Raw genomic sequence first — 25,646 nt, 5'->3', positions numbered from 1 at the left:
CGCCGCGTCAGTCGTCGTCGTGCTCGCTGGCGCCGATCACGCGGCGTATGACGTCGTGGGCAAAGCCGCGCCCCGCCAGAAACCGCGCCTGTTTGGCATAAGCGGCGCGATCGGCGGGCGCCTCGCCAAAACGCCGGCGCCAGACATCGAGCGCGCGCTCGTATTCGGTGGCACGCAGCGACTCCTTGACCTCGGCAATCTGGGCATCCGCCACACCGCTTTGCTTGAGCTCCTGGACGATGCGCGCCGTTCCTTGGCGCGACGCTTTGCGATGCGCAAGGCTTTGCGCGAATCGCTCGTCCGACTGCCAGCCCTCGCGCGTGAGAGCGTCGATGACCTGCTCGACCTCTTCCTCGCTGTCGGCGTACGGGGCGAGCTTGCGGGCGAGATCCGCACGCGTATATTCGCGCCGCGACAGATAACCGACGGCACGCCCCTTGAGGCTGGGCCCGCGGCGTTTTGGCTTGGCATCGGGATCGCCGTCGGCGTGAGGCGGCTCGGCGCCCGCCTCGTCATCACGCCCCCGCGCGGCTGCACGGCGCCGCGCGCCGCCCGTGCGCATCTCCGAGGTGCGGGTATAGACCGGTACGTCCGGGGCGGCCGACGCGGTGGCGCTGCCCTCGCCCTCCGCACGGCCCCGCGAGCGCGGCGCGACCGTCTCGAACTCGTCGTCCAGGCGTTCGAGGGTGCGATCGGAGGGCGGGGAGTAACGCGTGCTCATGGCCGTAGGATAAAGACAACGGGCTAAAAAAAGAGCGGGCGGCGCCTTGGACCCAAAGCGCCGCCCGCTGACGCAGACGGAAACCGGAGACAGGCAAAGACCGCCCTGTCTCCGTAGATCAGTCTTCGGACGACTCTTCGGCCGTCGGCGCAAACTCGGACGCGCGGCTGACGATGCCTTGGTTTTCGCGGATCTTGTTTTCGATCTCGATGGCCATCTGGCGGTTTTCTTTCAGGTATTCGCGGACGTTGTCCTTGCCCTGACCGATGCGGTTGCCCGAGTAGCTGTACCAGGCGCCCGACTTGTCGACCACGTTGGCGGCCACGCCCAGATCGATGATCTCGCCTTCGCGCGAGATACCCTGGCCGTACATGATGTCGAACTCGGCCTGCTTGAACGGCGGCGCGACCTTGTTCTTGACGACCTTGACGCGGGTTTCGTTGCCGACGACCTCGTCGCCCTTCTTGATCGAACCGATGCGGCGGATATCCAGACGCACGGACGAGTAGAACTTGAGCGCGTTGCCACCGGTGGTGGTTTCGGGGTTGCCGAACATCACGCCGATCTTCATGCGGATCTGGTTGATGAAGATCACCATGCAATTGGTGCGCTTGATCGTGGCGGTGAGCTTGCGCAGCGCCTGGCTCATCAGGCGAGCCTGAAGGCCGGGCAGGGAGTCGCCCATCTCGCCTTCGATTTCGGCCTTGGGCACGAGCGCCGCGACCGAGTCGATGACGATCAGATCGACCGAGCCCGAACGCACCAGCGCGTCGGTGATCTCGAGGGCCTGTTCACCGGTGTCGGGCTGCGAGATCAGCAGGTCGGTGAGGTTGACGCCCAGCTTGGAGGCGTATTGGACGTCGAGCGCGTGCTCGGCGTCGACGAACGCGCAGGTGCCACCGATCTTTTGCATCTCGGCGATGACCTGCAGCGTGAGCGTGGTCTTGCCGGAGGACTCGGGACCGTAGATCTCGACAACCCGGCCGCGCGGCAGACCGCCGACGCCCAGGGCGATGTCCAGACCCAGCGAACCGGTGGAGACGACCTGGATGTTGTGCTCGACCTCGTTATCGCCGTAGCGCATGATCGAGCCCTTGCCGAACTGCTTCTCGATCTGCGAGAGGGCCGCGGCCAGCGCCTTGGCTTTTTCCGACGAGGCCTTGCTGGTTTTGTCGTCCATGTGGAGTCCTATCTGAATGAGTGTGCGGGGGTGCGGAACGATGGTTTCGGAGGATGGCGGGCCTGGCGCCCTGGCACGGGTTGGCCCTAAGGCTGGCCCTCACATCGCCCCCGCTCCCTGAAATTTCGATGGCGATTATGGCATTGAATTGTACTGTATAAAAATCCAGTAAGACAAGTTTTCCACGTATTCCCTGAGTGGGCAAGGCTCGCCCCCTATGACAGAATCGCCGGGACGTCCGGGCCCCCGCCCGGGCCGGCCTTTCCGTAGCCTCGATGCGCATTCTCATCGCCGAAGACGACAGCATTCTCGCCGACGGGCTTTCCCGCTCCCTGCGCCACAACGGCTATGCGGTCGACGCGGTGCGCGACGGCCTTGCCGCCGATTCCGCGCTCGCCGCCCAACCCTTCGATCTGCTGATCCTCGACCTCGGCCTGCCCCAGCTCACCGGCCTCGAGGTGCTGCGGCGGTTGCGCGCGCGCAACTCCGTCCTGCCCGTCCTGATCCTTACCGCGGCCGATAGCATCGAGCAGCGCGTCAAGGGCCTGGATCTCGGCGCCGACGACTACATGGCCAAGCCTTTCGCGCTCTCTGAGCTCGAGGCGCGCGTGCGAGCCCTCACCCGGCGCGGCGCGGGCGGCGGCGCCACCGTCATCCGGCACGGCCGCCTCACTTTCGACCAGACCGGCCGCGTGGCCATGGTCGACGATCAGACGCTCGATCTCTCCGCGCGCGAAGTCAGCCTGCTCGAGATCCTGCTGGCCCGCAGCGGCCGCATGGTCAGCAAGACCCAGCTGGTCGACCACCTGTGCGAATGGGGCGAAGAGGTCAGCACCAACGCCATCGAGGTCTATGTGCACCGGCTGCGCAAGAAACTCGAACCCAGCGGCGTGAAGATCATCACCGTGCGAGGCCTGGGCTACTGTCTGGAGCGGGATCACGGTGCCTCTTTCCTCGCCAGCTGAGCCGGCGCGCACCGAAACGCTGAACCACGAAGCCCTCGAGGCGCTGCGCGGCGGCGCCAAGGGGCCAAGCTTCGCGCCGCCTCAGCGCTCGCTGCTGGGCGAAATCCTCGACTGGATGCTGGCCCCGCTGTTCCTGCTCTGGCCGATGAGCGTGGCCATCACGTATGTGGTGGCCCAGAACATCGCCAACGCGCCCTATGACCGCGCGCTGGCCAACAACCTCAACGTGCTCACGCACCAGATCCAGGCGGTACAGGGTCGCGCGGCGCTGCGCATGAGCGATGCCGCGCGCGAGGTCCTGCGCGCCGACGAGACCGACAGCGTCTTCTGGCTCGCGCTGGGCAGCCGTGGCGAATACCTCGGCGGCGACCGCGCCCTGCCCCTGCCGCCGCTGGCCGGCCAGCCGCAGCCCGGCCGCGTGCTCTATGCCGACGACACGCTGCGCGGCTTCGGGGTGCGCCTGGCCTACACCTGGGTCGACCTGAAGCTGCCCGATACCCAGCCCGCCCTCGTCATCGTGGCCGAGACGGTCGAAAAGCGCGCCCAGTTGGCCAACGACATCATCAAGGGCGTGATCATTCCGCAGTTCGTGGTGTTGCCGATCGCGGTGCTGCTGGTGTGGTTCGGGCTGTCGCGCGGCGTGGCGCCGCTCAATGCCTTGCAGCAGCGCCTGCGCGCGCGCCGTCCCGACGACCTCTCCCCGATCGACGAACGCGCGGCGCCCTCGGAGATCGCGCCGCTGGTGGGCGCGATGAACGACCTGCTCAAGCGCCTGTCGGCCAACGTCGAGGCGCAGCGGCGGTTCGTAGCCGACGCGGCGCACCAGCTCAAGACGCCCCTGGCAGGCTTGCGCACCCAGGCCGAGCTCGCGCTGCGCGACGCCAGCCCCGAAGAGATGCAGTCGAGCCTGCGTCAGCTGGTCACGGGCTCGGAACGCGCCACGCGCCTCGTGAATCAGCTGCTGCTGCTGGCGCGCGCCGAGACACCCGATGCCACCGGACTCGCGCGCGTCGATCTGAACACCATTGCCTACGATCAGACGATGCAATGGGTGCCGCAGGCGCTGAACCTCGGCACCGACCTCGGCTTCGAGGGCAATCCGACGGCGCTGTACGTGAATGGCAATCCCATCCTGCTGGCCGAGCTCCTGAACAATCTGATCGATAACGCCCTGCGCTACACCCCGCGGGGCGGCCACATCACCGTGCGGGTACGGGCGCCCAATCCGCTGGCCATCGTGGAAGTCGAGGACTCCGGACCGGGTATCGCGCCCCACGAGCGCGAGCGCGTCTTCGATCGGTTTTATCGGGTGCTCGGCACCGTTTCCGACGGCAGCGGCCTGGGTCTCGCTATCGTGCGCGAGATCGCCCAGAAGCACCGCGCGAGCGTGCGGATCGACGATCACCCCACGACGCACTCCGATCTGCCCGGCACGCGCATTCAAGTGGTTTTTGCGCAGTACCAGGACGATCCGACGCCTTCCGACCCACAAACGTGAACTCAGGGTATGCACCTAGCTCCCAGGAGAGCTGATACATACTGTTTCACTATTAAGATTCAGGTAAGGGTCACGTCAGAACCTCGTCAGCCTCGGGTCCTACCTTGTCATCAGCTCGACGCCACCCCCAAACAGGCACCGGGTAGAACGCACGGCGGATACACCGCCGGCAATCCGAGGAGACTTCATGAGCACAACTACCATGCCGGGTGGGCCGTCGGCTGAAACCCGTCCCATGACCCGGAACGAGCGCCGCGTGATCTTCGCGTCGTCGCTCGGCACCGTTTTCGAGTGGTACGACTTCTACCTGTATGGCTCGCTCGCGGCCATCATCGCGCAACACTTTTTCTCGGGCGTGAACCCCACCGCGGGCTTCATCTTCGCCCTGCTCGCCTTTGCCGCGGGTTTTGCCGTGCGTCCGTTCGGCGCTCTCGTGTTCGGCCGTCTCGGTGACCTGGTCGGTCGCAAATACACCTTCCTCGTGACCATCGTTCTGATGGGTGTGTCGACCTTCCTGGTCGGCATTCTGCCGAGCTACGCCAGCATCGGTATCGCCGCACCCGCCATCCTGATCATCCTGCGTCTGCTGCAAGGCCTGGCGCTGGGCGGTGAGTACGGCGGCGCGGCCACCTACGTGGCCGAGCATGCGCCGCATGGCCGCCGCGGCTTCTACACCAGCTGGATTCAGACGACCGCGACGCTGGGCCTGTTCCTGTCGCTGCTGGTCATTCTGGGCGTGCGCACCGCGATGGGCGAAGAAGCCTTCCGCGAGTGGGGCTGGCGCATTCCGTTCCTGATCTCGGTCGTGCTGCTCGGTATCTCGGTGTGGATCCGGCTGCAGCTCAACGAGTCCCCCACCTTCAAGCGCATGAAGGAAGAAGGCAAGGGCTCGAAGGCGCCGATCAAGGAATCGTTCGGTGAATGGCGCAACCTGAAGGTCGTTCTGCTGGCCCTGCTCGGCCTGACCGCCGGCCAGGCCGTGGTCTGGTACACCGGGCAGTTCTACGCCCTGTTCTTCCTGACACAGACGCTCAAGGTCGACGCGAACACCGCCAACATCATGATCGCGATCGCGCTGCTCATCGGCACGCCGTTCTTCGTCGTGTTCGGGGCACTGTCCGACAAGATCGGGCGCAAGCCGATCATCATGGCGGGCTGCCTGATCGCGGCGCTGACCTACTTCCCGATCTTCAAGGCCATCACGCACTACGCCAACCCGGCGCTCGAGCGTGCTCAAGCCACCGCCCCCGTGACGGTGATCGCGGATCCGGCCACGTGCTCGTTCCAGTTCAACCCGGTCGGCACCGCCGCCTTCACCAGCTCTTGCGACGTGGTCAAGTCGTTCATGGCCCGCAACGCCGTGAACTACGACAACCAGGCCGCGCCGGCTGGCTCGACGGCCATCGTCAAGATCGGCAACGACCAGTTCAATTCGTTCGACGGCGCAGGCATGGCACCCGCCGAGTTCAAGGCCAAGGTCTCCGAGCTCGACAAGTCCCTGACCACCGCGATCCGTGCCCACGGCTATCCGGCCAAGGCGGATCCGGCACAGTCGAACAACGTCATGGTCGTCGTGATGCTGACCATCCTCGTGATCTACGTCACGATGGTGTACGGGCCGATCGCCGCCATGTTGGTCGAGATGTTCCCCACCCGCATCCGCTACACCTCGATGAGCTTGCCGTACCACATCGGTAACGGCTGGTTCGGCGGCTTCCTGCCTCCGGTCGCCTTCGCGGTCGTGGCTGCCACGGGCAACATCTACGATGGCCTCTGGTATCCCATCATCATCGCCGTCATGACCCTCGTCATCGGCACCCTGTTCGTGCGAGAAACCAAGAACAACGACATCAACGCATAAGCCGGGAATTTCCCCCGCCGGGTCGGACCGCTGCGCCGACTCGGCCCTTCAAAGCTCCTCACGGAGCTTTTTTTTTTGCCCGCGCGCAGGGGCTCGGTGACATCGCGCTGCCCGTGGCCCGCGCCCCCCCGCCCTTCAGCGCCGCGGACCGTCGACGCAGTCCCTGGCCAGGATTCAGGACGCTGTCAGACCCTCACGATTAGACTGGCCTCTCAGATCACGGCCTTGCGTTGTTCTCCGGACAAACGATCCCCTGTACGGAGTTTGCAGGGCCAGTACTCTGACACCGATACCGCGTTCCCCGCGAGCCTTTTTATGACGCGGTATCGTGTGCCCCGTATCGGCCCGGCGCTAGCCGGGCCGTCTTTTTTTGTGCGGCCGGTTTCTCGTACCGCCGGGCAAAAAAAAGACCGCCCGCAGGCGGTCTCGATGCGCAGATGGCGCTTAGCGGCGCATCCCCACGCCGATCACCAACACCCCCGCCACGATGGCCACGATGCCAGCCCAGCTCGGAATCGGCACGGACTTCTCGGTTTCGGCCGTGGCCTTCACGGATCCGACTTGCAGCACGGTTTCCTCGGAGGTGTAGTTAAAGCCCTTGTACACGAGCGCGGCGGCGCCCAGCACGATCAGAACAGCACCAATTATGGTTGCAGGTTTCATGGCACTCCTCTTTCTGCGGTGAATGATGTCAGGGACATTACCGGAACGCGTACGCCCTTTCAGTGACAGAGCGTGTCGCCGCTGACACCCAAGATACAAACCCCGCGCGCAGGCCCTGTCGTATAGAATCGACCCTTTTGCCCGAAGCCATGTGGTTCAAGAATCTCAAGATCTACCGACTGTCCTCGCCCTGGACACTGACCGGCGAGCAGCTTGAAGAAAGCCTTGCCCGGCACGCCTACCAAAGCGGCAACAACCTGGAAATGCAAAGCCTGGGCTGGATTCCTCCGCGCGAAAACGGGGGGCTGGCCCATGTGGTGAACGGCCAGATCCTGCTGACGCTGCGCGCCGAGAAGAAGCTGCTGCCGAGCACCGTGGTCAACCAGGTCACGAAGGCGCGCGCGCTCGAAATCGAAGAGCAGCAGGGCTACAAGCCCGGCCGCAAGCAGATGAAAGAGCTCAAGGAGCGCGTCACCGACGAACTCCTGCCGCGCGCATTCAGCGTCTATCGCGACACCCGCGTCTGGATCGACACCGTCAATCATTGGCTGGTCATCGATGCCGCGGCCTCGGCCAAGGCGGATGAAGTCATCGGCCTGCTGGTGAAGTCCGTCGACCCGCTGCCGCTCGAGAACCTGTACGTGACGCAGTCGCCTGCCGCCGCCATGACGGGTTGGCTGGCCGAAGACGAAGCGCCCAGCAATTTCTCGATCGACCAGGACACCGAGCTGCGCGCGTCCGGCGAAAGCCGTGCGGCGATCCGCTACGTGAAGCACTCCATCGACGCCGACGACGTCCGCCGTCATATCCAGTCGGGCAAGCAATGCACCCGTCTGGCCATGACCTGGGCCGATCGCGTCTCTTTCGTGCTGACCGAAGCCATGGACGTCAAACGCGTCGCGCCGCTCGACGTGCTCAAGGAAAACGCCGACACGGTCTCGCAGAACGACGATGAGAAGTTCGAGTCCGACATGGTGCTCATGACCGGCGAACTGTCGAAGCTCATGACCGATCTGGTCGAAGCGCTCGGCGGCGAAAAGAAGATCTGACGTCTCTCCACGCAAGCACAAAAAAAGCCGCGCGGTTGCACCGCGCGGCTTTTTTCATTGCGGTGCGCGGATCGAACCGCGCGCCCACGGACGTCCGATCAATCGAGCCCGTGGAAGACGGAGTCGTCCGGGCCGATGTGGGAGGGGTGCTTCCAGGTCACGTCGCGCATCGAATGCTGCACCAGCCCCTCGACGCCTAGCAGCACCGCGAAAATCGCCATGCGGATGGGGATGCCGTTGTCGGTCTGGCGGAAGATCGCCAGGCGCGGGTCGTGGTTGAGATCGTTGCTGAGGTCATTGGCGCCCGGGCGGCTGTCGCGCGGCAGCGGGTGCATCACGATGGTATCGGGACCGCAGTAGGCGTCGATGATGGGGCGGCTGACCTGGAAATCGGCGGTATAGCCCTCGGCGCTCTCCTCGTTGGCGAAGCGCTCCTTCTGCACGCGCGTGGCGTAGATTACGTCGGCGCCGGCCAGGCCGTCGGCCAGCGAGCTCTTTTGCTCGATCACGTTGCCGTTGCGGCTCGCCTGCTCGAGGATGTATTGCGGCATTTCCAGGCCGGGAGGCGACACGAGCGTGAACTTCACACCCTTGTAGAGCGCCAGCAGCTTGATGAGCGAATGCACCGTGCGGCCATACTTGAGGTCGCCGACCATCGCGATGTGCGCGCCATCGAGCAGCTTGCCCAGGCGGGAAAACTCGGTGAGGATGGTGTAGAGATCCAGCAGCGCCTGGCTCGGGTGCTCGCCCGGGCCATCGCCACCGTTCACCACCGGGATATTGGTCGCTTGCGCGAACTCGGCCACCGAGCCCTGGTCGGGGTGGCGAATCACCATCGCGTCTACGTAGCCGCTCATCACGCGGCTCGTGTCGTAGATCGACTCGCCCTTGGCCATGGACGAAAACGTGAAGCCGGTCGTGTCGCAAACCGAGCCGCCCAGACGGCAGAACGCCGAGCCGAAACTCACGCGGGTGCGCGTGCTGGCCTCGAAAAACAGATTACCCAGCACCGCCCCCTCCAGGACGCGCGACACCTTCTGGCGTCGTGCGATGGGCTGCATCATGTCGGCCACGCGGAACAGGTCCTCGACCGACTCGCGGGTGAACTGATCCACGGAGAGCAGTTGCGGCTTGCCGTCGACCGCGATGCGCTCACGCAGCGGGCCGGCCTGTGCGCTCTGCGTATACTTTTCGAGAAGGTCGCGGTTTTGAACGATCTCGCCGACAAAGCGCTCGACCACCTCGGGCATGGCCCGGAACTCCTGCGAGCCCTCCGGCAGCAGCCAGGTGTCGAGCGCGCGGCGCTTCACGCCGATACGGGCAGCGAAAACGTCACGAGTGAGGTTCAGGCGGCGCATTGCGTCGCGCAGGAAGGCTTGCTGGGAGACGGACATGAGGGCCTCGGGGAGCTGGATGGGTAATGTACGCAATGCGCATATTAATCGCCCAAAAACGCCAAGTCCAGCGGATTCAAGCCATCAGCCCGTCACGAAACGCACGTCTGCGTATACCGTGTCCGTTCCGACATCGCCGCCGATTGGAGCACCCGTTGCAAACCAGCAACCCGCCAGAAAGCTCAGCAGGGCCGCGATATAGAACAGCGTCATCAGCGCCAGCGCGGGCCAGAACAGAGCCCCGCGCCGCTGGGCGGCACCGCGCCGCGACACCTGGCGCGCGGCCAGCGCCGCGAACAGCGACACCAGGCCGCTGCAAACGAAGCCGGCCAGAAAAGCCATGAGTGGAATATCGAGGTCGGGCGGCTCGAACTCGCCCCCGACGATGCCCAGCGAAAAGGCGGCCAGCAAGAGCGCCGCGCCGCCGTTGAGCCACGTGAGCGGGCGAGCGCCCGCCGCGACCAGGGCAAATCCGCGACCACGCTCCTGATCCGGCAACGTCGTCATGGTGCGGCGATCAGCCCAGCTTGCGGCACACCGGGGTGGCCGACTGGATCGACTGGCGTGCCGCGGCGATCTCGTCGCGATCCCAGATCCCCGTGTCGAGGACCGTGACCGTGACGTTGGAACGACCCGGCTGCTCCGACGGCAAGGCCTGGATCAGCTCGAGCAACTTGGCCGGCTCGGTGCTGCGATACACGCGCACTTCGTTCGGATCGCCCTTCTCGCCTTCCGCCGTCTTGGCCACGTAGGCCGCGCCGTAGGGATGCGCACGCTGCTCGTGGCAGACCCGCACGTACTGCACCGCGCGCCGATATGCCGCATTGAAATCGGCCTGGACCTCGAAGGTCTCCTTGATGCCGGGCTCTTCCCGCAGGCCCGTGCCCGCGCACCCCGCCAAGACCGTCAGTGCCACGGCCGCCATCAAACCCGCCTGCTTGCGCATAGTCTCTCCTGCAATCGACGCTCAACGCCGCGATTATGCATCAAAGCTAGAGCGGAACTTGCGCCCCCACGCTGCGCCTTCGGCTTGCTGCCCCCCGAGGGGGCGCTTTTTCCTTGGGGCGGCCCGGCGGAAAAAGGGCCCCCACGCTGCGCCTTCGGCTTGCTGCCCCCCCGAGGGGGCGCTTTTTCCTTGGGGCGGCCCGGCGGAAAAAGGCCCCCACGCTGCGCCTTCGGCTTGCTGCCCCCCGAGGGGGCGCTTTTTCCTTGGGGCGGCCCGGCGGAAAAAGGGGGGCCTCCGGCTGCGCCATCGGCGCACGAAAAAGGCCGGTGGCCAGGGAGCGTTTGAATGCCCCCTCGCCACCGGCCTTGCGGTGGACTCACCGCGAGCCTGTGTTAGCGCTGCGCGGCTCCCTGGATCTTTTCGCCACCGCGCTCGATGTCCTTGCCTGCTCCTTGGACGGTATTGCATCCCGCCGTGACAGCGGCAACGGCCAACATCACAACCAGAAAAACTCGGTTCTTCATGAACTATCTCCTTTCAGGGAAGCGGCTAGACAAAGCGGTTAGTACCGGCCACCCGAAACCAGGGGGCCGGATGCAACCAGAATACCGCAGTGCATGGCGACTGGCACACATCCTCGCCAAAAAACATAAAATGCCGCGCCATGAAACGTTTAGCTGTTGCAGTTTTGGCGGGCTTCATTCTGGGGGCTCCCGCCGCCCCCGTCTTCGCGGACCTCGTCACCCGCCCCGATGCGGTCGGTCCACGCGATTTCCGCAACGCGAAGAAGGTGCTGCCGCGCGTGTATCGCGGACTCGAGCAGGACTTCTATTGCGGCTGTCCGTACACGGGCAAGGAGATGGACCTCAAGAGCTGCGGGTACGAACCGCGCAAACAACAGACCCGTGCCGAACGCCTCGAGTGGGAGCATGTGGTGCCGGCCTGGGTGCTGGGACACCAGCGCATGTGCTGGCAGGAGAAGGTCAAAGGCAAATCGGGCGGACGCAAGAATTGCACCGACAACGATCCCGTGTTCGCGCGTGCCGAGGGCGACCTCATCAACCTGGTGCCGTCGGTGGGCGAAGTGAATGGCGATCGCCAGAACTTCCGGTTCTCGATCTGGACCGACAAACCGACGCCGATGTATGGCCAGTGCCAGACGGTGGTCGACTTCAAGGAGCGGAGGGTGCAGCCGCGTAAAGAGGTGCGCGGAAGGATCGCGCGGATCCAGTTTTATATGGCGGCGCGCTATGACCTGAAGCTGTCGCGCGAAGACCAGCGGATTTTCTGCGCCTGGGCGCGCGCCTACCCGGTCGACGCCTGGGAGCGCCAGCGCGACGAACGCATCGTCAAGCTGCAGGGCAACGGCAATCCCTTCGTGAGCGACGCCGGCGCGATCACCAAGGTCTGCGGGCAGACCTGATCATTTTTTGACCGGCGGTCGCAAGTGCCGGAGACTTCAGGACTTTTTTGCCCTATCCGCAAGTTGTTGCGGCAGTTTTCCACAGCAGATGTGGGCAACTGCCGCAGTGAGCTCAGGCGGGCGCCATCGCGCGCATCGGGCCACTCCAGGGGACCGCATCGAGCTGCAGACGCGTCTCCTGGAATTCGTTGCCGGTCAGCAGGTGGTCACGCACCGCCTGCCCCATCGCACGCCGGCAAAGGGTTTCCGCATCGTCCGGCATCGACTGGAACACGCTGTCCGGAATGCGCAGCCGCAACTGGGCTTCGGCCTGACCGTGCTCGTCGACACGGCCGATGTGTACATGCGCGGGATAGCCATGCGGGCACCAGATACCCACGAGAAACTGCCCGTCGGTGCCGGTATCCGCTACAAAGCCCGGGTGATCGTATTTTGCTGTGCCCACGTCTGACTCCTCTCGGCTGAGCGATATTCGGGTTTTGCTTCAACGCCGATGGTAGCTTAAGGATGTCGCGGCGCAAATCAGGAAAATCTTCCGGCTTGCGATGCCGCAAGTGACGTATCACGCGCTCGCACGTACTTCTCGCGCGAGATCGGTGCCGGAACGGTCATGGAAGGTCGACCGTGGAAGATCGACCATGGAAATCGGCCACGCAACGAAAACAGAAATGAAAAAAGCCCGGTTCGGAAACCGGGCTTCATTCAAGAACTGGTTGCGGGGGCAGGATTTGAACCTACGACCTTCGGGTTATGAGCCCGACGAGCTGCCAGACTGCTCCACCCCGCGTCTGATGAATAGAATCATAACCCATTTTTCAAAAGCCTGCACGCCGGCCCGCCACACGCGCTGCAGAACTGGTTGCGCGCGCAAATAAACCACCCGCGCATCGCGCTGAGCGCGCACGACCACCGGCCCCGAGAATTCGATCGTGCGGCACTCGCCTTCGCGCAGGCGCTCGGACGGCAAAGGCCAGGCCGCTGTGTATTCGCCCTGCTCCGCGCAGGTCTGCACCAGCTCGATCTCGCCGGCGAGACAGACCACATCGGAACCGTGGCGCAGCACGCGGCGTTCGCTGGCGCCGGCGGGCAGAAAAATGGTCGTGGTACGAAGCGACGCGGCGGTGGAATCTGGGGACGTCATGATGCGGTTTCCGATGTGGATGGCGTACCGTCAGATTACGGAGCCCCCGCGAACCGCAACAGACACACCCGAGTGCTATCTGTTGCGCAACACCGCCGCCTGCAGGGCTCTGTTATGGTGGTGTTTTGGGATATCTGTGTCTGTCGGCGCACTCGAGACGCCGGCATGATCGCCACATGGATACGCAGCCTCTCTATCAGCGCCTGGCCGACTACTACCGGCGCGCCATCCAATCCGGCGCGCTGGCGCCGGCGCAACGCATGCCGTCGGTGCGCACCATGGTGCGCACGCATCACGTCAGCCTGACCACGGCGCTGCAGGTGTGCCGCCGGCTCGAAGACGACGGTCTGGTCGAGGCGCGGCCGCGTTCGGGGTATTTCGTCAGGCCGCCTGCCGGCCCTCGGCTCGCGCCGGTGCCGGATCCGGATATCCGCCGGCCCATCGATGTCGCGAACTACGTGGGCATCCACGACCGGGTGGCGAATTTCATCACCCGCTCGGAGAGCCAGGACTGCAAAACCAACTTCGCCCTGGCCGCCGCCCCGCCCTCGTCGTATCCGCACGCGGCCCTGCGTCAGGCCATGACTCGGGCATTGCGCATGAATTCCGCCGTGCTGGCGGGCCGCGCGCCCGCGCACGGCCATCCGCAATTCCGGACGGTGCTGGCGCGCCGCGCGCTCGACTGCGGCATCAGCGCCAATGCCGACGACCTGCTCGTCACCCATGGCTGCATCGAGGCGCTCAATCTGGCGCTGCGCGCCGTCGCGCGCCCCGGCGATACGATCGCCGTTGAATCGCCTACCTATTTTGGTCTGCTGCAGATCATCGAAAGCCTGGGACTGCGTGCCCTCGAAATCCCGACGAGTCCGCAGCGTGGCATATCGATCGAAGCCCTCGAGCTGGCCTTACGCACCCAGCCTGGCATCCGGGCCGTGGTGGTGGTGCCCAATCTGCAGAATCCGTTGGGGTGCATCATGTCCGACGAAGACAAGCAGCGGCTGCTGCAGCTCTGCACCTCGCAGCAGACCGCCCTGATCGAAGACGACACGTACGGCGCGCTGGGCGACGACGGCCCGAGCCTGGCGATCAAACATTGGGATCGCAAAGGCGACGTGATCTACTGCGCCTCGCTGCACAAGACGCTCGCACCCGCGATGCGCCTGGGCTGGACCATGGGCGGGCGCTGGCACGAGCGCATGGCCATGTTCAAGTTTGCGCAGAGTCGTCCCAACGAGCCGCTCGCACAGATCGCGGTGGCCGAATACATGAGCACGAAGGCCTACGATCGCCATCTGGCGCGCCTGCGCCAGCAGCTCCGCCAGCAGCGGGCGCACGTGGCCGAGGCCGTGGCGCGGCACTTCCCGGCCGGCACGCGGCTGGCGCCGCCCGCCGGCGGCATGCTGCTCTGGCTCGAGCTCCCCGAGGGCACGCCCGGCATGACCGTCTTCGAGCGCGCGCTGGAAGCGGGCATCCGCGTGGCGCCCGGCGCGATGTTCAGCAACTCGTCGCGCTACGACCACTTTCTGAGATTGAGTTGCACCGAACCGGCGGTCCCGGAGACCGAGGCGGCGATCCGCGCGCTCGGCGAGATCGTCGCCGCGTGCGCCCCTTGACAGCACGCGCATCGGCTGATCACGGCTTGCGCAGCACCGGGGAAAACCCTCATCCAGATCAAATTAAAGCAAGCCCTTGATGCAAAGGCTTTTTTACCGGACCCCGGGGCAAATATCCCAAGGCTTACCCACAGGTTCTGTGGATAACTTCGGGCGGGCGCCCGGTAAGGTGACGACAGCCTATTTCAGCGCGGCCTGGACGGCGTCGCGCACCGTTTCGAACCCGGCCACGTATTGCGGATTTTCGGAGCGCGCCAACAGACTGGAGTAATTCTGCTCGAGCTGGGCCTCGATGGCCTCGCGCAGCCCGGGCGACGACTTCACCAGATGCAGGGTGGCGGCCAGCGTGGCGCTCAGCGCGTCGATGCGGCCGCCCTGATGCGAGACGGTGTGCACGATGACGGCGATCTGTTCTTGAATATCCATGGTCAACCTCGTAGTTCGGGTACGGCTTCAATCATACGGCGCGCATCCTAGCATGGCGTTGACGGGCCCTCGTGCCCCGGGCTACCGTGCGCCAGACCTCCCGTTCGCACCCCGACCATGCCCGCACCTCTCGATGAGATCGACCGCCGCCTGTTGAGTCTGCTGCAGGCCAACGCCCGTGAAGCCACCGCCATCCTGGCCCGCAAACTGGGCCTGGCGCGCAGTACGGTGGTGGCGCGCATTGCGCGTCTGGAACGCGATGGCGTGGTGGCTGGATACGGCGTGCGTCTGGGTCGACGGCTCGAAGAAGCCGCGGTGCGCGCCTACTGTTTCATCAGCGTGCTGCCCAAAACCCCGGCCGCCGTGATCCGCGAACTCGAACGGCTGCCGGAGGTGGAAGAGGTCTCGTCCGTGAGCGGCCCCTACGATTATCTGGTGTTCCTGCGCTGCGAGACCCACGAGCAACTCGACGACCTGCTCGATCACATCGGCCTGCTCGATGGCGTGAAGCAGACGCAGACGTCCATCGTGCTGAGCCGCAAGCTCGATCGGCGCAATGCGTTCGGCGGCTGAACCACCAGGCCGACTTGTGCAGCCTGCCTGATTTGCTTTGTAATGGCGTTCTGGATCATCCGGTGCCTCGCGCCGCCCAACGGAATCGTCATGCTCTCACGCTTTGCCCTGCTTCTGCCCCTTGCCCTGCTGACCGCGTGCGGCAGCATGAAGCCTGTCCAGCAGGTCGACAAAGAACGCTACAGCGTTTCGTACAACGCAGGCTTCAAGGCCATGACGTGGGTCGAGATCAAGAACGTGGCCCGCCAGGAAGCCGAAAATCACTGCGCCAGCCTGGGCCGCCAATATGCACGGCCCGAGATCACGTCGAACCGCGCCACGGGCCTGATGCCCAAGGAAGCGACGATCACGTTCAGCTGCGACGCCCCCAAGACCAAGCCCGCCCGGGAAGGTTGAGGCAAACAGCTCAGCCGGCGCGCAGGCGTGTCTGAACGACGGCGTGCGCGACGATCCGCGCCGTCTCGGCCAAGAGCGCGTTTTGCGCATCGCGCGACGCGGGTGAATTCGTGAGATAGGCGGTCACGAGAATCGGCGCGCCGCGCGGCGGCCAGATCACCGCCACATCGTTGTTGGTGCCGTGCTCGCCCGCGCCCGTTTTATTGCCCACGACCCAATCCGCGGGCAGCCCCGCGCGCAGCCGCGTATCGCCGGTACGACAACCCCGCAGCCAGGCGGTCAGCTGATCGCGCTGCGGCGCCTCGAGGCCACCCTCGAGCAGCACGCGGCGCAGCAGCCGCAACATGGCCTGAGGTGTCGTCGTATCGCGGGGATCGCCGGGTTGGGCTTCGTTCAGGGCGGGCTCGATGCGATCGAGCCGGGTCTGGTCATCGCCCTGACTGCGCGCGTACGCCGTGATACCCGGCGGGCCTCCCAGCGTCGACAACATCAGATTGGCGGCGGTGTTATCGCTCCACACCACCGCCGCCTCGCACAAGGCGCCCAGCGTCATGCCCTGCGCCACTTGCGGCTTGGTCACCGGAGAGTACGGGACGAGGTCCGTCGCGCCATAGCGGATGTGGCGATCCAGCGAGTCCTGGCCACGCCCCACGCGCGCCAGCACGGCGGCGGCGGCCACCCACTTGAACGTACTGCACATCGGAAAGCGCTCGTCGGAGCGATGGGCCAGTGCCCAGCCGCTGCCGGTGTCGAGCACGCTGACGCCGAGGCGTCCGCCATCACGCGCCTCCAGGCGGGCCAGCAAACGCTGCGGATCGGTGTCGGTGTCGAGGGCGCTGTCGCGCGCGCCGGCGCGCACGAGCCCGGGCAGCGCGCTGCCCGTCAGCGCGGCACCGGCCAGCAAGGCCAGCCGGGCGCTGAAAGTGCGGCGATTCATGAGCTTGTCCTTCGCGGGCCACGGTGCCCGCCATGCATCAGGAGGGTGTCCGCTGACCTGCGGAAGGCAGCAGGACAAAATGCATGGTACTGCTAAAGCGCGCGCCCGGCGCGAGCACGCGCATGCCGGTATCGGGGACGCCTGCCGCGGCGAGGTTGAACGCATCCGCCACATTGGTGACGGGCTCGACGCACAGAAAGCGGGCCTTGGGCGCGGAGTACACCACCAGATGCTCGAAGGCGGGGTCCGCCTCGAGCGAGAGGCGATGCCCCTCCGGCCATTCCAGCAGCGCACGCCCGCCCCACTGCGACAGATACGTGTCGCAGCCTTCGGCGGAGCGCGCGATCATGTCGACGCGCGTGGTCACTCCGGACTGCGGCAGCCCTTGCGTGTCGGCGGGCCAATAGCGGCGCGCCTGCATGCGCACGCGCTCGGCCGTGAAATACGGATGCACACCGCAACCGAACGGCATATCGCGCTCGCTCGTGTTGGTGAGCGTCAGCGTGAGCGCCAGACCCCGCTCGCTCAACACATAGCGTTGCACGCATTCGAACGACCAGGGCCAATCCTGCACGCCCGCAGGTTGCACCAGCACCAGATCCAATGAGTCTGCCTGCGCATTGCGCACCGCCCAGTCGGCATACACGCCCGAGCCATGGATCGCCTGAGGCCGTCCGGGCAGCGAACTGAGTTGGTACGAGGCGCCGGCGAACACGAAGCGGCCGTCACGGATGCGGTTGGAGTATGGCGCGAGAGGATAGGAGCCGGCCCGCGGCCACCGCGTGGCCGGCCATTCGGTCTCGGTGATCGGCACGATCCAGTCATGGTCGCCGGTGCGCAATGCGGTGAGGCGGCCTCCGGCGCGGGGCGCGAACTCGGCGGTGTGCGCGCCATGAGAGAGGGTCACGCGTTCGCGCGCATCGAGCACAGGCAAGGCGGCATGAGAGGCATCGGACATCAGGACTCCAGCGGATGGCCACGGCCACGGCGGCCGCCCTTGCCGATTGTGCACGTGGCAACGCTTGGCGGCAACACGAGCGGGGGCTATGCTCTAAAGCTCCATTGCCCCAGGATGCGTCTCATGAACCCTTTGTTGCGCCGGATCACACTCGCCTCTTTCGTGCTGGGCACCGCCCTCGCCTCCAGCGCCGCGCTCGCGCAAGAGAGCCCGCTGCGAGGTTGCGCCGCCAAGAAGCAATCCATCGAACGCGAACTCACGCATGCCCGTGAGCATGGCAACAGCAACCGGGTGCGCGGCCTCGAGAAGGCGCTGGCCGCGGCGCAAGACTGCGACGATGCGAGCCTGCAGCGCGAACGCCAGGAGAAGGTGCGCGATGCCGAGAAAAAGGTAAAAGAACGCGAAGAAGAACTCGCCGAGGAAAAGGCGGAAGGCAAACGCAAAGACATCCAGAAGGCCGAGCGCAAACTCAAAGAGGCCCAGGACGAACTCGCCGCAGCCCGCGCCGACGTCCATCGCTGAAGCGGCGAGCCGCTGATCATCCGGCGCGTGCAATCCCGGGATCGCGCGCGCCGGGATTTGACGAATTTTCGATCCGTGCCCGACTAGCATGGCGTACCTCATCCTCCCGGTTACGCCATGTCCGTCACGCCACTGCCCGTTTCCGTGCCGGTTCGCCGGTCCTGGATCACGTCCTATCGCCGTGGCCACGTGGTGCTGGTTCCGCTCCTGCTTGCGCTGCTCGCCTGTTGTGTCCAGCAGAGCGGATTGGATGCGTACGTGGCGCATCGGGTGTACGACGCGGACCACGCCCGCTTCGCGTTGCAGCAGGCGCCCGTCCTGGATGCCATCGGGCATCAGGCGCTACGCGCGATCCCCGCGCTACTCGCCGCCGCCGCACTGTTTTTGTTGGCGGCGGGATTCGTCCGGCCGGCGTTGAAACGCTGGCGGGGCCTGGCACTCGCCCTGCTGGCCGCGATGGCGCTCTCGCCACTGTGCGTGGCCATGCTGAAGCAACTCACCGCCCTGCCCCGCCCTTACGCGCTGAGCGAATTCGGCGGCACCCTCGCGTGGCCTGCGCAGTTCTGGGCCGGCGCCGGGCAGCCGGCGGGGCATGCACTGCCCAGCCATCATGCCGCGTCGGGCTTCGCCGTGGGCTTGCTGTACTTCTTCGGTTGGGCCGCCGGGAAGCCGCGCCTTCGCTGGGGAGGCCTGATCGCGGGAGTGCTGCTGGGCAGCCTGTTCGCCGCGCTGCGTATCGGGCAGGGCGCGCACTTCCTGAGTCAGACGTGCTGGTCTGCTGTTGTCGTATGGACCGTGGGCGCGCTCTGCTTCTGGCCGCTGCTCCGACGCGATGGGCGCACGACCAACGCCTGACACGAGCGACGCGCGATCGGCGGTGCACGAGCAGCCGAAACCGTAACGATGCGGCGGGCCGTGAATAGAGAGCCCCCAAATGCGAAAGCCCCGAAGGTATCGGGGCTTTGTGCTCTGCGGATCGCGCGTCGACCAGCGTTTGCTGTTGCGGACCTGCGCCGTGATGAGAGCCCGGCATTGCGCCTGAAGCCCCCGCAGTCATGGCCGCCCGCATCGGTTGCGAGTGCACTGAGCATGACTCGATGCTGCGCTCGGCGCCGAGTGCTGTCAAGCGCGTTTACAGATTGAGCGATAGCTTTCAGCCGCGCGTGGGCAGGGTCGTCATTGATTGACAGTTATATAGTTCAAACCTAAATTATCCGGGCGATCGAACCGGCATGGTTGAGCGACGCCGGTGACGATGAGCCTTCATAACATCACATCGGGAACGTCATGCAACAAGCAGCATCCACCGCGCCCTGGACCACGCCCGCGCGCACCACTCATATCGTGCTTCTCATCTGCGGCCTGGCCATTCTTTTCGAAGGCTACGACGTGGGCGTCATGGGCGCCGTTCTGCCGGCGCTGATCGAAGACAAAAACTGGAACCTCGGATCCCTGCAGGCTGGCGTCCTCAGCAGCTATGCGCTGGCGGGGATGTTCGTCGGTTCGTTCGCGGTCGGCATGGCGAGCGACCTGCTTGGCCGCCGCCGCATGCTGCTGGGCTGCGTCACGCTGTTCTCGCTGACCATGATCGGCGCGGCATGGGCGCCCACGCCGAATTGGTTCGCTGCCTTCCGTTTCATCGGCGGACTCGGGCTGGGCGGGGTGATCCCGGTCGCGGCCGCGCTGACCATCGAGTTTTCGCCCCCGGCGCGCCGCGGCTTCAATTACGGGATCATGTATTCCGGCTACTCGCTGGGAATCCTGTGCTCGGCCGCCGTGGCGATGGCGCTGCTGCCGCAGATCGGCTGGCGCGGGGTGATTGCGGTCGGCGCCCTGCCCTTGCTCGCGGTGCCCTTCATGGCGCGCTACCTGCCCGAGTCGATCGAGTACCTGCTCGCCAAAGGGCGCGTGGACGAAGCGCGCGCTCAAGCCCATCGCCTCGGCATCACTTCGCTGGAAGCCTTCGCCCCGCGCGAGCGCGTCGCGTCGACGGCGACATGGCAGGACATCATGCGCGCCATCTTCGCCACCCGTCACCTGCGCGCAACCCTGTGCTTCTGGGGCGCGCTGTTTCTGGGCATGATGCTGGTCTATGGCCTGAACACCTGGCTGCCGCAGATCATGCGCAAGAATGGCTACGACCTGGGCTCTAGCCTCTCGTTCCTGCTGGTGTTCAGCCTCGCCTCGGCGATAGGCGGGATCATCCTGGGCCAGATCGCCGACAAGACGGAGCCGCGCCGCATCGTCGCGCTTTTCTATCTGCTCGGCGGCGCCGGCATCTTCTGCCTCACCTTCAACAGCGGACTGACGGTGAACTACATGCTGGTCGCGCTGGCCGGCGTGGGCAGCATTTCGTCGTCGTTGATCCTGACCGGCTACCTCACCAACTACTACCCCGCGCACGCCCGCAGTGCCGCGACCGGCTGGGCGCTCAGCTTCGCCCGCGTGGGCGCCATGAGCGGGCCCGTGTTGGGCGGCTATCTTGCGAGCCTGCAGTTGCCGATCGCCTGGAACTTCTACACGTTCGCGGGCGCAGCGGTACTGGCCGGGGTGTTCGTGCTGCTGATTCCCAACCGCTACGCGCACGACGCCGCGCCCGTTGCCGCTCAGCCCGCAAGCCCGCACGCCGCGACGCGCTGAAAAAAGCCGGCAGCGCGATTCATGCAACAAAATACGACGGCATTTCGCTGCCATCGGTTGCGTATACACAACAATTTCGGGCATTTATCGGGCAATTACCCTGCCGAAGGGTGGGCCATTGTTGCTGCGTCTGTTGCAATAGGGCCTGCCCGCCGTCGAACTCAGGCACCTCGGACGGCGAGCACGTTGTTCACTATTAAAGATTACGGAGAATCACATATGACCAAGACGCTGCTTGTTGCCGCCCTGATGGCAGGTTTCGTGGGTGTTGCTAACGCAGAATCGTCAGTCACTCTTTATGGTGTCATCGACACCGGTATTGGCTACAACAAAATCAAGGGCGCAGGCTACGACGCCAGCCGCACCGGCATGATCAACGGCATCCAGGACGGATCGCGTTGGGGCGTGCGCGGTCGCGATGAACTCGGCGACGGCCTGCGTGCTGAATTCGTGATGGAAAGCGGCTTCGACTCGAGCGACGGTTCGCGTGCCCAAGGCGGCCGCCTGTTCGGTCGTCAGGCCACCATCGGTCTGGCCAACGACGCCTGGGGCGTCCTGGAGTTCGGCCGTCAGACGAACCTCTCGTCGAAGTGGATCGCCGACATCGACCCGTTCTACACCAGCTACACCCAAGCCAATATCGGCGTCGGCTTCTCCTCGGCCAACACCGTGCGCTGGGACAACATGGTCATGTACCGCACGCCCGTCGTGAACGGCTTCCAGGTTGGCGTGGGTTATTCGTTCAACGTGGACGGCAACAACGGCGACGAATCGGGCTTCGCCACGCCCGACAACACGCGCGGCATCACCGCCGGCGTGCGCTACATGCAGGGTCCGCTGAACGTGACCGCCACGTACGAACAGCTCAACGGCAGCAACCGCAGCTCGCAAGCCGATGCCGACAGCGCCACGCCGCGTCAGTACTCGCTGGGCGCGACGTACGACTTCGAAGTGGTCAAGCTGGCGGCCGCCTACGCCCGCACGACCGACGGCTGGTTCGGTGGCCAGGACCTGCCCGCCGGCACGCCGCTGTCCGACCTGTTCGGCAACAACCGCTTCGTGGACGGCTTCAAGGCCAACGCCTACATGGTCGGCGCGACCGCCCCGATCGGTGGCGCGAGCAGCCTGTTCGCATCGTGGCAGCTCGTCGATCCGTCGAACGACCGTCTGACGGGCGACGACGAGAAGATGAACGTCTGGAGCGTGGGCTACACCTACGACCTGTCCAAGCGCACCAACGTGTACACCTACGCGTCGTACGCCAAGGACTACGCCTTCATCGACGGCGTGAAGAGCACCGCTGTCGGCGCCGGTGTGCGCCACCGCTTCTAAAGCGAGACAGTCGGAGAGAAACGGGGCGGCGCGCCGCCCCGCTCGAAAACGGCACCTCAGGGTGCCGTTTTTGTTGCCCGCTGCCGAGGCAGCTCGATGGCCAGCACCGCGATCCAGCCGAGGGCATAGGCAAGCATGTCCCACCAGTCGGCCGTGCTTCCCAGCACGATGCGCAGCACCGGATTGGGGATGCGCCATCCGAGCTCGCCGGCCAGATATTGCCCAAGCTCTACGAACGCGCCCATCCCGAAGGCGAGACCCGCCAGCGTGAGCACATGCGCACGCAGAAATGTCTTGAGCACGAAGTACACCCAGATCACGGCGAGAGTGTCGCCCAGGAAAGTGCGTATCCACCCCAGGCCGGCGCCCAGCGTGGCGAGCAGTATCAACAGCACCAACAGAACGGCCGCAACGGCCAGGGATCGGATATCGAAGCGCAGCGTCATGCGCCTGATCGTAACCCGGCGCACGAGCGGTTCACGGTGCGCGTGGCAAGGTGTCCAACTTGCGGACCGGCGACCGCCAGAGAATCGCCCACTGCAAGGCGAAGCCGACCACACAGAGAAAGAGCGCCGCCGCCACGCCCGCCTGCGCGGCCACCAGCGCACCCAGTGCCGCGCCCAAGGGCCTGGCGCCGTACGTGGCCGTGAGAATCACGGAAGACACGCGCCCAAGCATGTCCGGCGGCGTGACGCCCTGACGCAGCGACGTGGTGGCGATGGTCCATACGATCGGCCCCGCGCCAAACAGCACGAAGGCCGGCGCCACCAGCCACAACGTCGGCCAGGCCACGCTGCCCGCCATCAGCAGCGCCGCCACCAGCGCACTCGCCGGCCCGCAGGCCACCAGACCGCCGAAGGTCCAGCGGCGCGCCAGCGCCGGCGCCGCCCACGCCCCGGCCACCATGCCCACGCCGTACAGCCCCAGCGTGAGACCGATCTGCGCGGCCGAGAGCGCCAGCCGCGATGCCGCGTACGCCACGTAAATGCCCTGCAGCACGAACCAGGCGATGTTGAAGACCACCGCCGTGAGCATGATGGGCCGCAGATAGGGATGGCCCAGCACGAACCCGATGCCCTCGCGCAATTGCCGCAGCGGTCGCGCATGCGACGGCCGGCGCGGCGCCTCGGGGGCCAACTGCCGCAGTTGCCAGGCGGCAAACAAAGACATCAGGCATGCGAGGTCGAGCGCCACGGCAGGACCGGCACGCTGAAAAGCCACCCCTGCCACCAGCGGCCCGAAGGCCAGCGCCAGGCTGCGCATGAGCTCGAGCTGCCGGTTGGCCTGCGTGAGTTGCGCATGGCCCACCAGCGCAGGCACCAGCGCCGGCGCCGCCACGCTATAGGCCACCGTGCCGCAGGCCCCCAACGCACCGAGCAGGCCCAACCCCACGAGCGAGAGACTGTCCTGTGTCCACAAGAGCGCCAGCAGCAGCAGCGTGGACGCGCGCAGCAGCTCAGCGGCGCACATCAAGCGCGAACGCGATGCGCGGTCCGCGAGGACGCCCAGTGGCAGCGCGAGCAACAGAAAGGGCAAGGTCTGGCCCGCTTGCAACCATGCCGTCCGAGACGCGTCGGCACCCCACGCCAGCACGGCGATCAAGGGCGCGATGGCGAGCGCAAGCTGCTCGGCTCCCTGCGCGGCGAAGCAGGAGCGCACGAGGCGGCGCACGTCGGGCGGCAATGGCGTGTCGGATCGGGTCATCATGGCGCGCAGCGTAGCGAGCCGCGGCCCGGCACGCCTCCCGAATCTTGCGCGAGCAATCCGCCCGCGCACGACAGGCGGCGTGCCTGCCCGCCTGGCCGCGCGGCGCGCCGGCAGCAACAGGCATAGCATCAACATTCAGTTTCATGTAGCCACATTCAGCGTCACAACCGTTGCCCGCGCAACCACCCTTGGCCCTACTATTGCGCCCGGCACGAATCACGGGAGGGAACCCCATGCGCACCGCATTGATATTCATTGGCGCGGCGGTCGTCGCCTTTTTCCTCGTCAAGGGCATCAAAGCCTATTTCGCCGAACGCAACGGCAAAGGGAGATAACAAGCAATGGCAAGCAAAGAACTGATCAAGAGTGGCGCGGTGCAGGGGTCCGTGAAGTGGGCGGTGCTCGGCGTCGTCGTGTTCCTGGTCGTCCTGATGCTGGTGTTCGGTTCGTGGTTCCAGGTGGACCAAGGCGAACGTGGCGTGGTGTTGCGCAACGGCAAGATCGTGAGCGTGGCGGATCCCGGCCTGGGCTTCAAGGTGCCGGCGATCGATACGGTGCACTCGATCTCGGTGCGCGACCACACGATCTCGTTCGGCGGCCGCGGCTCGGCGCCGCTCGAGGCCTACAGCTACGACCAGCAGCCTGCCAGCCTGCGTGTCTCCATCACCTACCAGGTGCCGCCCGAGAAGGTGGCCGACCTATACTCCGAGTACCAGACCCTCGGCAATCTCGAACAGCGCGTGATCGAACGCCGTACCTACGACGTCATCAAGAACGTGTTCGGCAAGTACACGGCGGCCAGCGCGATTCAGCAACGCGAGAAGATGGGCATGGACGCAAACGCCGCCATGCGCGCGGCGCTGCAGGACGTGCCGGTCACCGTGGTGAGCGTGCAGATCGAAGAGGTCGGCTTCTCGAAGGCTTATGAGGACAGCATCGAAAAGCGCATGCTCGCCCAGGTGCAGATCGAGACGACGCGTCAGCAGAAGCAGACCGCCGAAATCCAGGCCGAGATCCAGGTCGTGCAGGCAGAGGCCGCCGCCAAGGCGCGTATCGCGGCCTTCAAGGCCGAAGCCGACGGCATCAAGCTGCGCGGCGACGCCGAAGCGGCCGCCATCGAAGCCAAGGCCCGCGCGCTGGCCACCAACACGAACCTCGTCAACCTGAACGCGGTCGAGAAGTGGGACGGCAAGCTGCCCGAAACGCAGGTGCCGGGCTCCGCCCTGCCCTTCATCGGCATCAAGTAAACGCCTGGGCCCCGCGCTCAGACAATAACGGCGGCCCAGGGCCGCCGTTATTTTTGGCCGCGCGTCGGCGGCAAGATTTTCGGCAGGCATCACTTAAAGCCTTGCCAGGCGGACCCGGCCGTCAGGATGGCCGTCACCAATCCGATGATGCAGGCCAGCGGTTTCGCCAGGCGCCCCAGCCCCTGCAGCACGCGAATGCAGCCTGCCCACGCCTGGTAAGTCTCGACGATATCCTGGGTGTCGCGACCGAGCTGCTCGGTCAGTTTGGTGTTGCGCGTCGTCATGCGCGCATTGGCCGCCATGTCGCGTTCCATCCGGGCCACGCGCGCGTTCAGACTTTCGAGGGCGGCTTCGATATTCGGCTCTTGTGCCACGATGTACTCCTCTGCTGGCGAGGCCAGCGTAAAGAATCAGGCTGTCATACCGCTTCCGCGATGCCGGGATCACGATCGAC

General features: G+C 65.6%; 27 protein-coding genes and 1 tRNA gene. 13 read left to right on the top strand and 15 right to left on the bottom strand.

Annotation, left to right across the window (positions count from 1 at the left end):
* Positions 1 to 7 precede the first annotated feature (7 nt).
* Positions 8 to 562: a recombination regulator RecX gene (gene recX / locus CEK29_RS07345; RefSeq protein ID WP_440588316.1), complete on the bottom strand. Its 555-nt coding sequence runs from the start codon at positions 560 to 562 to the stop codon at positions 8 to 10.
* Positions 563 to 839: 277 nt separating this feature from the next.
* Positions 840 to 1,901 (bottom strand): recombinase RecA, encoded by a 1,062-nt coding sequence (gene recA, locus CEK29_RS07340; RefSeq protein ID WP_094800370.1) that lies wholly within the window; start codon positions 1,899 to 1,901, stop codon positions 840 to 842.
* Between the two features lie 275 nt (positions 1,902 to 2,176).
* Here recA and CEK29_RS07335 point away from each other — a divergent pair, with 275 nt between their 5' ends.
* From CEK29_RS07335 to CEK29_RS07325, 3 genes are all read left to right on the top strand, one after another.
* On the top strand, positions 2,177 to 2,866 hold the full coding sequence (locus CEK29_RS07335; protein ID WP_094800372.1) for a response regulator transcription factor: 690 nt from the start codon (positions 2,177 to 2,179) through the stop codon (positions 2,864 to 2,866).
* A 115-nt stretch (positions 2,867 to 2,981) separates the two neighbouring features.
* A complete protein-coding gene (locus tag CEK29_RS07330) occupies positions 2,982 to 4,364 on the top strand; it encodes a sensor histidine kinase (RefSeq protein ID WP_094800775.1) in 1,383 nt (460 codons plus the stop codon).
* 187 nt (positions 4,365 to 4,551) lie between these two features.
* Positions 4,552 to 6,225, top strand: coding sequence for an MFS transporter (locus tag CEK29_RS07325; protein ID WP_094800374.1), 1,674 nt, complete (start codon positions 4,552 to 4,554; stop codon positions 6,223 to 6,225).
* A 444-nt stretch (positions 6,226 to 6,669) separates the two neighbouring features.
* On the opposite strand, the gene CEK29_RS07320 is transcribed toward CEK29_RS07325, so the two are convergent.
* Positions 6,670 to 6,888: a hypothetical protein gene (locus tag CEK29_RS07320; RefSeq protein ID WP_094800376.1), complete on the bottom strand. Its 219-nt coding sequence runs from the start codon at positions 6,886 to 6,888 to the stop codon at positions 6,670 to 6,672.
* A 149-nt stretch (positions 6,889 to 7,037) separates the two neighbouring features.
* On the opposite strand from CEK29_RS07320, the gene CEK29_RS07315 reads away from it, so the two are divergent.
* Positions 7,038 to 7,937, top strand: coding sequence for a recombination-associated protein RdgC (locus CEK29_RS07315; protein ID WP_094800776.1), 900 nt, complete (start codon positions 7,038 to 7,040; stop codon positions 7,935 to 7,937).
* Positions 7,938 to 8,035: 98 nt separating this feature from the next.
* Here CEK29_RS07315 and CEK29_RS07310 read toward each other — a convergent pair whose 3' ends face one another.
* From CEK29_RS07310 to CEK29_RS07295, 4 genes are all read right to left on the bottom strand, one after another.
* Complete coding sequence (locus CEK29_RS07310; RefSeq protein WP_094800378.1) at positions 8,036 to 9,331, bottom strand: aspartate carbamoyltransferase; 1,296 nt, start codon at positions 9,329 to 9,331, stop codon at positions 8,036 to 8,038.
* Between the two features lie 84 nt (positions 9,332 to 9,415).
* Positions 9,416 to 9,838 carry a hypothetical protein gene (locus CEK29_RS07305; RefSeq protein ID WP_176456849.1) on the bottom strand — a complete coding sequence of 141 codons (423 nt, stop codon included), beginning with the start codon at positions 9,836 to 9,838 and terminating at the stop codon, positions 9,416 to 9,418.
* Positions 9,839 to 9,848: 10 nt separating this feature from the next.
* Positions 9,849 to 10,277, bottom strand: coding sequence for a BPTD_2524 family lipoprotein (locus tag CEK29_RS07300; RefSeq protein ID WP_094857710.1), 429 nt, complete (start codon positions 10,275 to 10,277; stop codon positions 9,849 to 9,851).
* Positions 10,278 to 10,669: 392 nt separating this feature from the next.
* A complete protein-coding gene (locus tag CEK29_RS07295) occupies positions 10,670 to 10,801 on the bottom strand; it encodes an entericidin A/B family lipoprotein (RefSeq protein WP_094800382.1) in 132 nt (43 codons plus the stop codon).
* 140 nt (positions 10,802 to 10,941) lie between these two features.
* Between CEK29_RS07295 and CEK29_RS07290 the strand changes: the two genes are divergently transcribed.
* A complete protein-coding gene (locus CEK29_RS07290; protein ID WP_094800384.1) occupies positions 10,942 to 11,700 on the top strand; it encodes an endonuclease in 759 nt (252 codons plus the stop codon).
* 112 nt (positions 11,701 to 11,812) lie between these two features.
* Here CEK29_RS07290 and CEK29_RS07285 read toward each other — a convergent pair whose 3' ends face one another.
* Complete coding sequence (locus CEK29_RS07285) at positions 11,813 to 12,145, bottom strand: hypothetical protein (RefSeq protein ID WP_094800386.1); 333 nt, start codon at positions 12,143 to 12,145, stop codon at positions 11,813 to 11,815.
* A 265-nt stretch (positions 12,146 to 12,410) separates the two neighbouring features.
* Positions 12,411 to 12,487, bottom strand: a tRNA-Met gene (locus CEK29_RS07280).
* A gap of 530 nt (positions 12,488 to 13,017) precedes the next feature.
* On the opposite strand from CEK29_RS07280, the gene CEK29_RS07275 reads away from it, so the two are divergent.
* Positions 13,018 to 14,454 carry an aminotransferase-like domain-containing protein gene (locus CEK29_RS07275; protein WP_094857709.1) on the top strand — a complete coding sequence of 479 codons (1,437 nt, stop codon included), beginning with the start codon at positions 13,018 to 13,020 and terminating at the stop codon, positions 14,452 to 14,454.
* Between the two features lie 180 nt (positions 14,455 to 14,634).
* Here the strand turns inward: CEK29_RS07275 and CEK29_RS07270 are convergent, their stop codons facing one another.
* Complete coding sequence (locus CEK29_RS07270) at positions 14,635 to 14,880, bottom strand: hypothetical protein (protein ID WP_094800390.1); 246 nt, start codon at positions 14,878 to 14,880, stop codon at positions 14,635 to 14,637.
* Positions 14,881 to 14,997: 117 nt separating this feature from the next.
* Between CEK29_RS07270 and CEK29_RS07265 the strand changes: the two genes are divergently transcribed.
* Both CEK29_RS07265 and CEK29_RS07260 read left to right on the top strand, forming a co-directional pair.
* Complete coding sequence (locus tag CEK29_RS07265; RefSeq protein WP_094800392.1) at positions 14,998 to 15,453, top strand: Lrp/AsnC family transcriptional regulator; 456 nt, start codon at positions 14,998 to 15,000, stop codon at positions 15,451 to 15,453.
* Between the two features lie 90 nt (positions 15,454 to 15,543).
* Entirely contained in the window at positions 15,544 to 15,849 is a 306-nt protein-coding gene (locus tag CEK29_RS07260) for a hypothetical protein (protein WP_094800778.1), read from the top strand.
* A gap of 10 nt (positions 15,850 to 15,859) precedes the next feature.
* Here the strand turns inward: CEK29_RS07260 and bla are convergent, their stop codons facing one another.
* The gene (gene bla, locus CEK29_RS07255; protein WP_094857708.1) at positions 15,860 to 16,786 is read right to left on the bottom strand and encodes a class A beta-lactamase; all 927 of its coding nucleotides are present in this window, start codon (positions 16,784 to 16,786) and stop codon (positions 15,860 to 15,862) included.
* Positions 16,787 to 16,823: 37 nt separating this feature from the next.
* On the bottom strand, positions 16,824 to 17,744 hold the full coding sequence (locus tag CEK29_RS07250; protein ID WP_094800396.1) for an aldose epimerase family protein: 921 nt from the start codon (positions 17,742 to 17,744) through the stop codon (positions 16,824 to 16,826).
* A 123-nt stretch (positions 17,745 to 17,867) separates the two neighbouring features.
* Here CEK29_RS07250 and CEK29_RS07245 point away from each other — a divergent pair, with 123 nt between their 5' ends.
* The 4 genes from CEK29_RS07245 (at position 17,868) to CEK29_RS07230 (ending at position 22,238) form a co-directional block, all read left to right on the top strand.
* Complete coding sequence (locus tag CEK29_RS07245) at positions 17,868 to 18,266, top strand: DUF1090 domain-containing protein (RefSeq protein WP_094857707.1); 399 nt, start codon at positions 17,868 to 17,870, stop codon at positions 18,264 to 18,266.
* A gap of 117 nt (positions 18,267 to 18,383) precedes the next feature.
* Positions 18,384 to 19,121: a phosphatase PAP2 family protein gene (locus tag CEK29_RS07240; RefSeq protein WP_094857706.1), complete on the top strand. Its 738-nt coding sequence runs from the start codon at positions 18,384 to 18,386 to the stop codon at positions 19,119 to 19,121.
* Between the two features lie 432 nt (positions 19,122 to 19,553).
* Positions 19,554 to 20,906: an MFS transporter gene (locus tag CEK29_RS07235; RefSeq protein ID WP_094800400.1), complete on the top strand. Its 1,353-nt coding sequence runs from the start codon at positions 19,554 to 19,556 to the stop codon at positions 20,904 to 20,906.
* A gap of 219 nt (positions 20,907 to 21,125) precedes the next feature.
* Positions 21,126 to 22,238, top strand: coding sequence for a porin (locus CEK29_RS07230; protein ID WP_094800401.1), 1,113 nt, complete (start codon positions 21,126 to 21,128; stop codon positions 22,236 to 22,238).
* A gap of 56 nt (positions 22,239 to 22,294) precedes the next feature.
* Here the strand turns inward: CEK29_RS07230 and CEK29_RS07225 are convergent, their stop codons facing one another.
* Positions 22,295 to 22,684: a DUF2809 domain-containing protein gene (locus CEK29_RS07225; protein ID WP_094800402.1), complete on the bottom strand. Its 390-nt coding sequence runs from the start codon at positions 22,682 to 22,684 to the stop codon at positions 22,295 to 22,297.
* Between the two features lie 31 nt (positions 22,685 to 22,715).
* A complete protein-coding gene (locus tag CEK29_RS07220; protein WP_094857989.1) occupies positions 22,716 to 23,942 on the bottom strand; it encodes an MFS transporter in 1,227 nt (408 codons plus the stop codon).
* A 434-nt stretch (positions 23,943 to 24,376) separates the two neighbouring features.
* Here CEK29_RS07220 and CEK29_RS07215 point away from each other — a divergent pair, with 434 nt between their 5' ends.
* Positions 24,377 to 25,192 carry a prohibitin family protein gene (locus tag CEK29_RS07215; RefSeq protein ID WP_249279067.1) on the top strand — a complete coding sequence of 272 codons (816 nt, stop codon included), beginning with the start codon at positions 24,377 to 24,379 and terminating at the stop codon, positions 25,190 to 25,192.
* Between the two features lie 89 nt (positions 25,193 to 25,281).
* Here the strand turns inward: CEK29_RS07215 and CEK29_RS07210 are convergent, their stop codons facing one another.
* Positions 25,282 to 25,566, bottom strand: coding sequence for a hypothetical protein (locus CEK29_RS07210; protein ID WP_094800404.1), 285 nt, complete (start codon positions 25,564 to 25,566; stop codon positions 25,282 to 25,284).
* Positions 25,567 to 25,646 lie beyond the last annotated feature (80 nt).

The organism is Bordetella genomosp. 5 (assembly GCF_002261475.1).
GTDB lineage: Bacteria > Pseudomonadota > Gammaproteobacteria > Burkholderiales > Burkholderiaceae_B > Bordetella.
This window is presented reverse-complemented; position numbering and strand designations above follow the sequence as displayed.

Coding starts and splice junctions, on each gene's coding strand:
- bla (WP_094857708.1), bottom strand. CDS start 16,786: ATGAATCGCCGCACTTTCAGCGCCCGGCTGGCCTTGCTGGCCGGTGCC.
- CEK29_RS07335 (WP_094800372.1), top strand. CDS start 2,177: ATGCGCATTCTCATCGCCGAAGACGACAGCATTCTCGCCGACGGGCTT.
- CEK29_RS07330 (WP_094800775.1), top strand. CDS start 2,982: ATGCTGGCCCCGCTGTTCCTGCTCTGGCCGATGAGCGTGGCCATCACG.
- CEK29_RS07265 (WP_094800392.1), top strand. CDS start 14,998: ATGCCCGCACCTCTCGATGAGATCGACCGCCGCCTGTTGAGTCTGCTG.
- CEK29_RS07240 (WP_094857706.1), top strand. CDS start 18,384: ATGTCCGTCACGCCACTGCCCGTTTCCGTGCCGGTTCGCCGGTCCTGG.
- CEK29_RS07310 (WP_094800378.1), bottom strand. CDS start 9,331: ATGTCCGTCTCCCAGCAAGCCTTCCTGCGCGACGCAATGCGCCGCCTG.
- CEK29_RS07315 (WP_094800776.1), top strand. CDS start 7,038: ATGTGGTTCAAGAATCTCAAGATCTACCGACTGTCCTCGCCCTGGACA.
- CEK29_RS07320 (WP_094800376.1), bottom strand. CDS start 6,888: ATGAAACCTGCAACCATAATTGGTGCTGTTCTGATCGTGCTGGGCGCC.
- CEK29_RS07300 (WP_094857710.1), bottom strand. CDS start 10,277: ATGCGCAAGCAGGCGGGTTTGATGGCGGCCGTGGCACTGACGGTCTTG.
- CEK29_RS07215 (WP_249279067.1), top strand. CDS start 24,377: ATGCTGGTGTTCGGTTCGTGGTTCCAGGTGGACCAAGGCGAACGTGGC.
- CEK29_RS07270 (WP_094800390.1), bottom strand. CDS start 14,880: ATGGATATTCAAGAACAGATCGCCGTCATCGTGCACACCGTCTCGCAT.
- CEK29_RS07290 (WP_094800384.1), top strand. CDS start 10,942: ATGAAACGTTTAGCTGTTGCAGTTTTGGCGGGCTTCATTCTGGGGGCT.
- CEK29_RS07230 (WP_094800401.1), top strand. CDS start 21,126: ATGACCAAGACGCTGCTTGTTGCCGCCCTGATGGCAGGTTTCGTGGGT.
- CEK29_RS07225 (WP_094800402.1), bottom strand. CDS start 22,684: ATGACGCTGCGCTTCGATATCCGATCCCTGGCCGTTGCGGCCGTTCTG.
- CEK29_RS07275 (WP_094857709.1), top strand. CDS start 13,018: ATGGATACGCAGCCTCTCTATCAGCGCCTGGCCGACTACTACCGGCGC.
- CEK29_RS07260 (WP_094800778.1), top strand. CDS start 15,544: ATGCTCTCACGCTTTGCCCTGCTTCTGCCCCTTGCCCTGCTGACCGCG.
- CEK29_RS07220 (WP_094857989.1), bottom strand. CDS start 23,942: ATGACCCGATCCGACACGCCATTGCCGCCCGACGTGCGCCGCCTCGTG.
- CEK29_RS07325 (WP_094800374.1), top strand. CDS start 4,552: ATGAGCACAACTACCATGCCGGGTGGGCCGTCGGCTGAAACCCGTCCC.
- recA (WP_094800370.1), bottom strand. CDS start 1,901: ATGGACGACAAAACCAGCAAGGCCTCGTCGGAAAAAGCCAAGGCGCTG.
- CEK29_RS07245 (WP_094857707.1), top strand. CDS start 17,868: ATGAACCCTTTGTTGCGCCGGATCACACTCGCCTCTTTCGTGCTGGGC.
- CEK29_RS07250 (WP_094800396.1), bottom strand. CDS start 17,744: ATGTCCGATGCCTCTCATGCCGCCTTGCCTGTGCTCGATGCGCGCGAA.
- CEK29_RS07235 (WP_094800400.1), top strand. CDS start 19,554: ATGCAACAAGCAGCATCCACCGCGCCCTGGACCACGCCCGCGCGCACC.
- CEK29_RS07305 (WP_176456849.1), bottom strand. CDS start 9,838: ATGACGACGTTGCCGGATCAGGAGCGTGGTCGCGGATTTGCCCTGGTC.
- recX (WP_440588316.1), bottom strand. CDS start 562: ATGCGCACGGGCGGCGCGCGGCGCCGTGCAGCCGCGCGGGGGCGTGAT.
- CEK29_RS07295 (WP_094800382.1), bottom strand. CDS start 10,801: ATGAAGAACCGAGTTTTTCTGGTTGTGATGTTGGCCGTTGCCGCTGTC.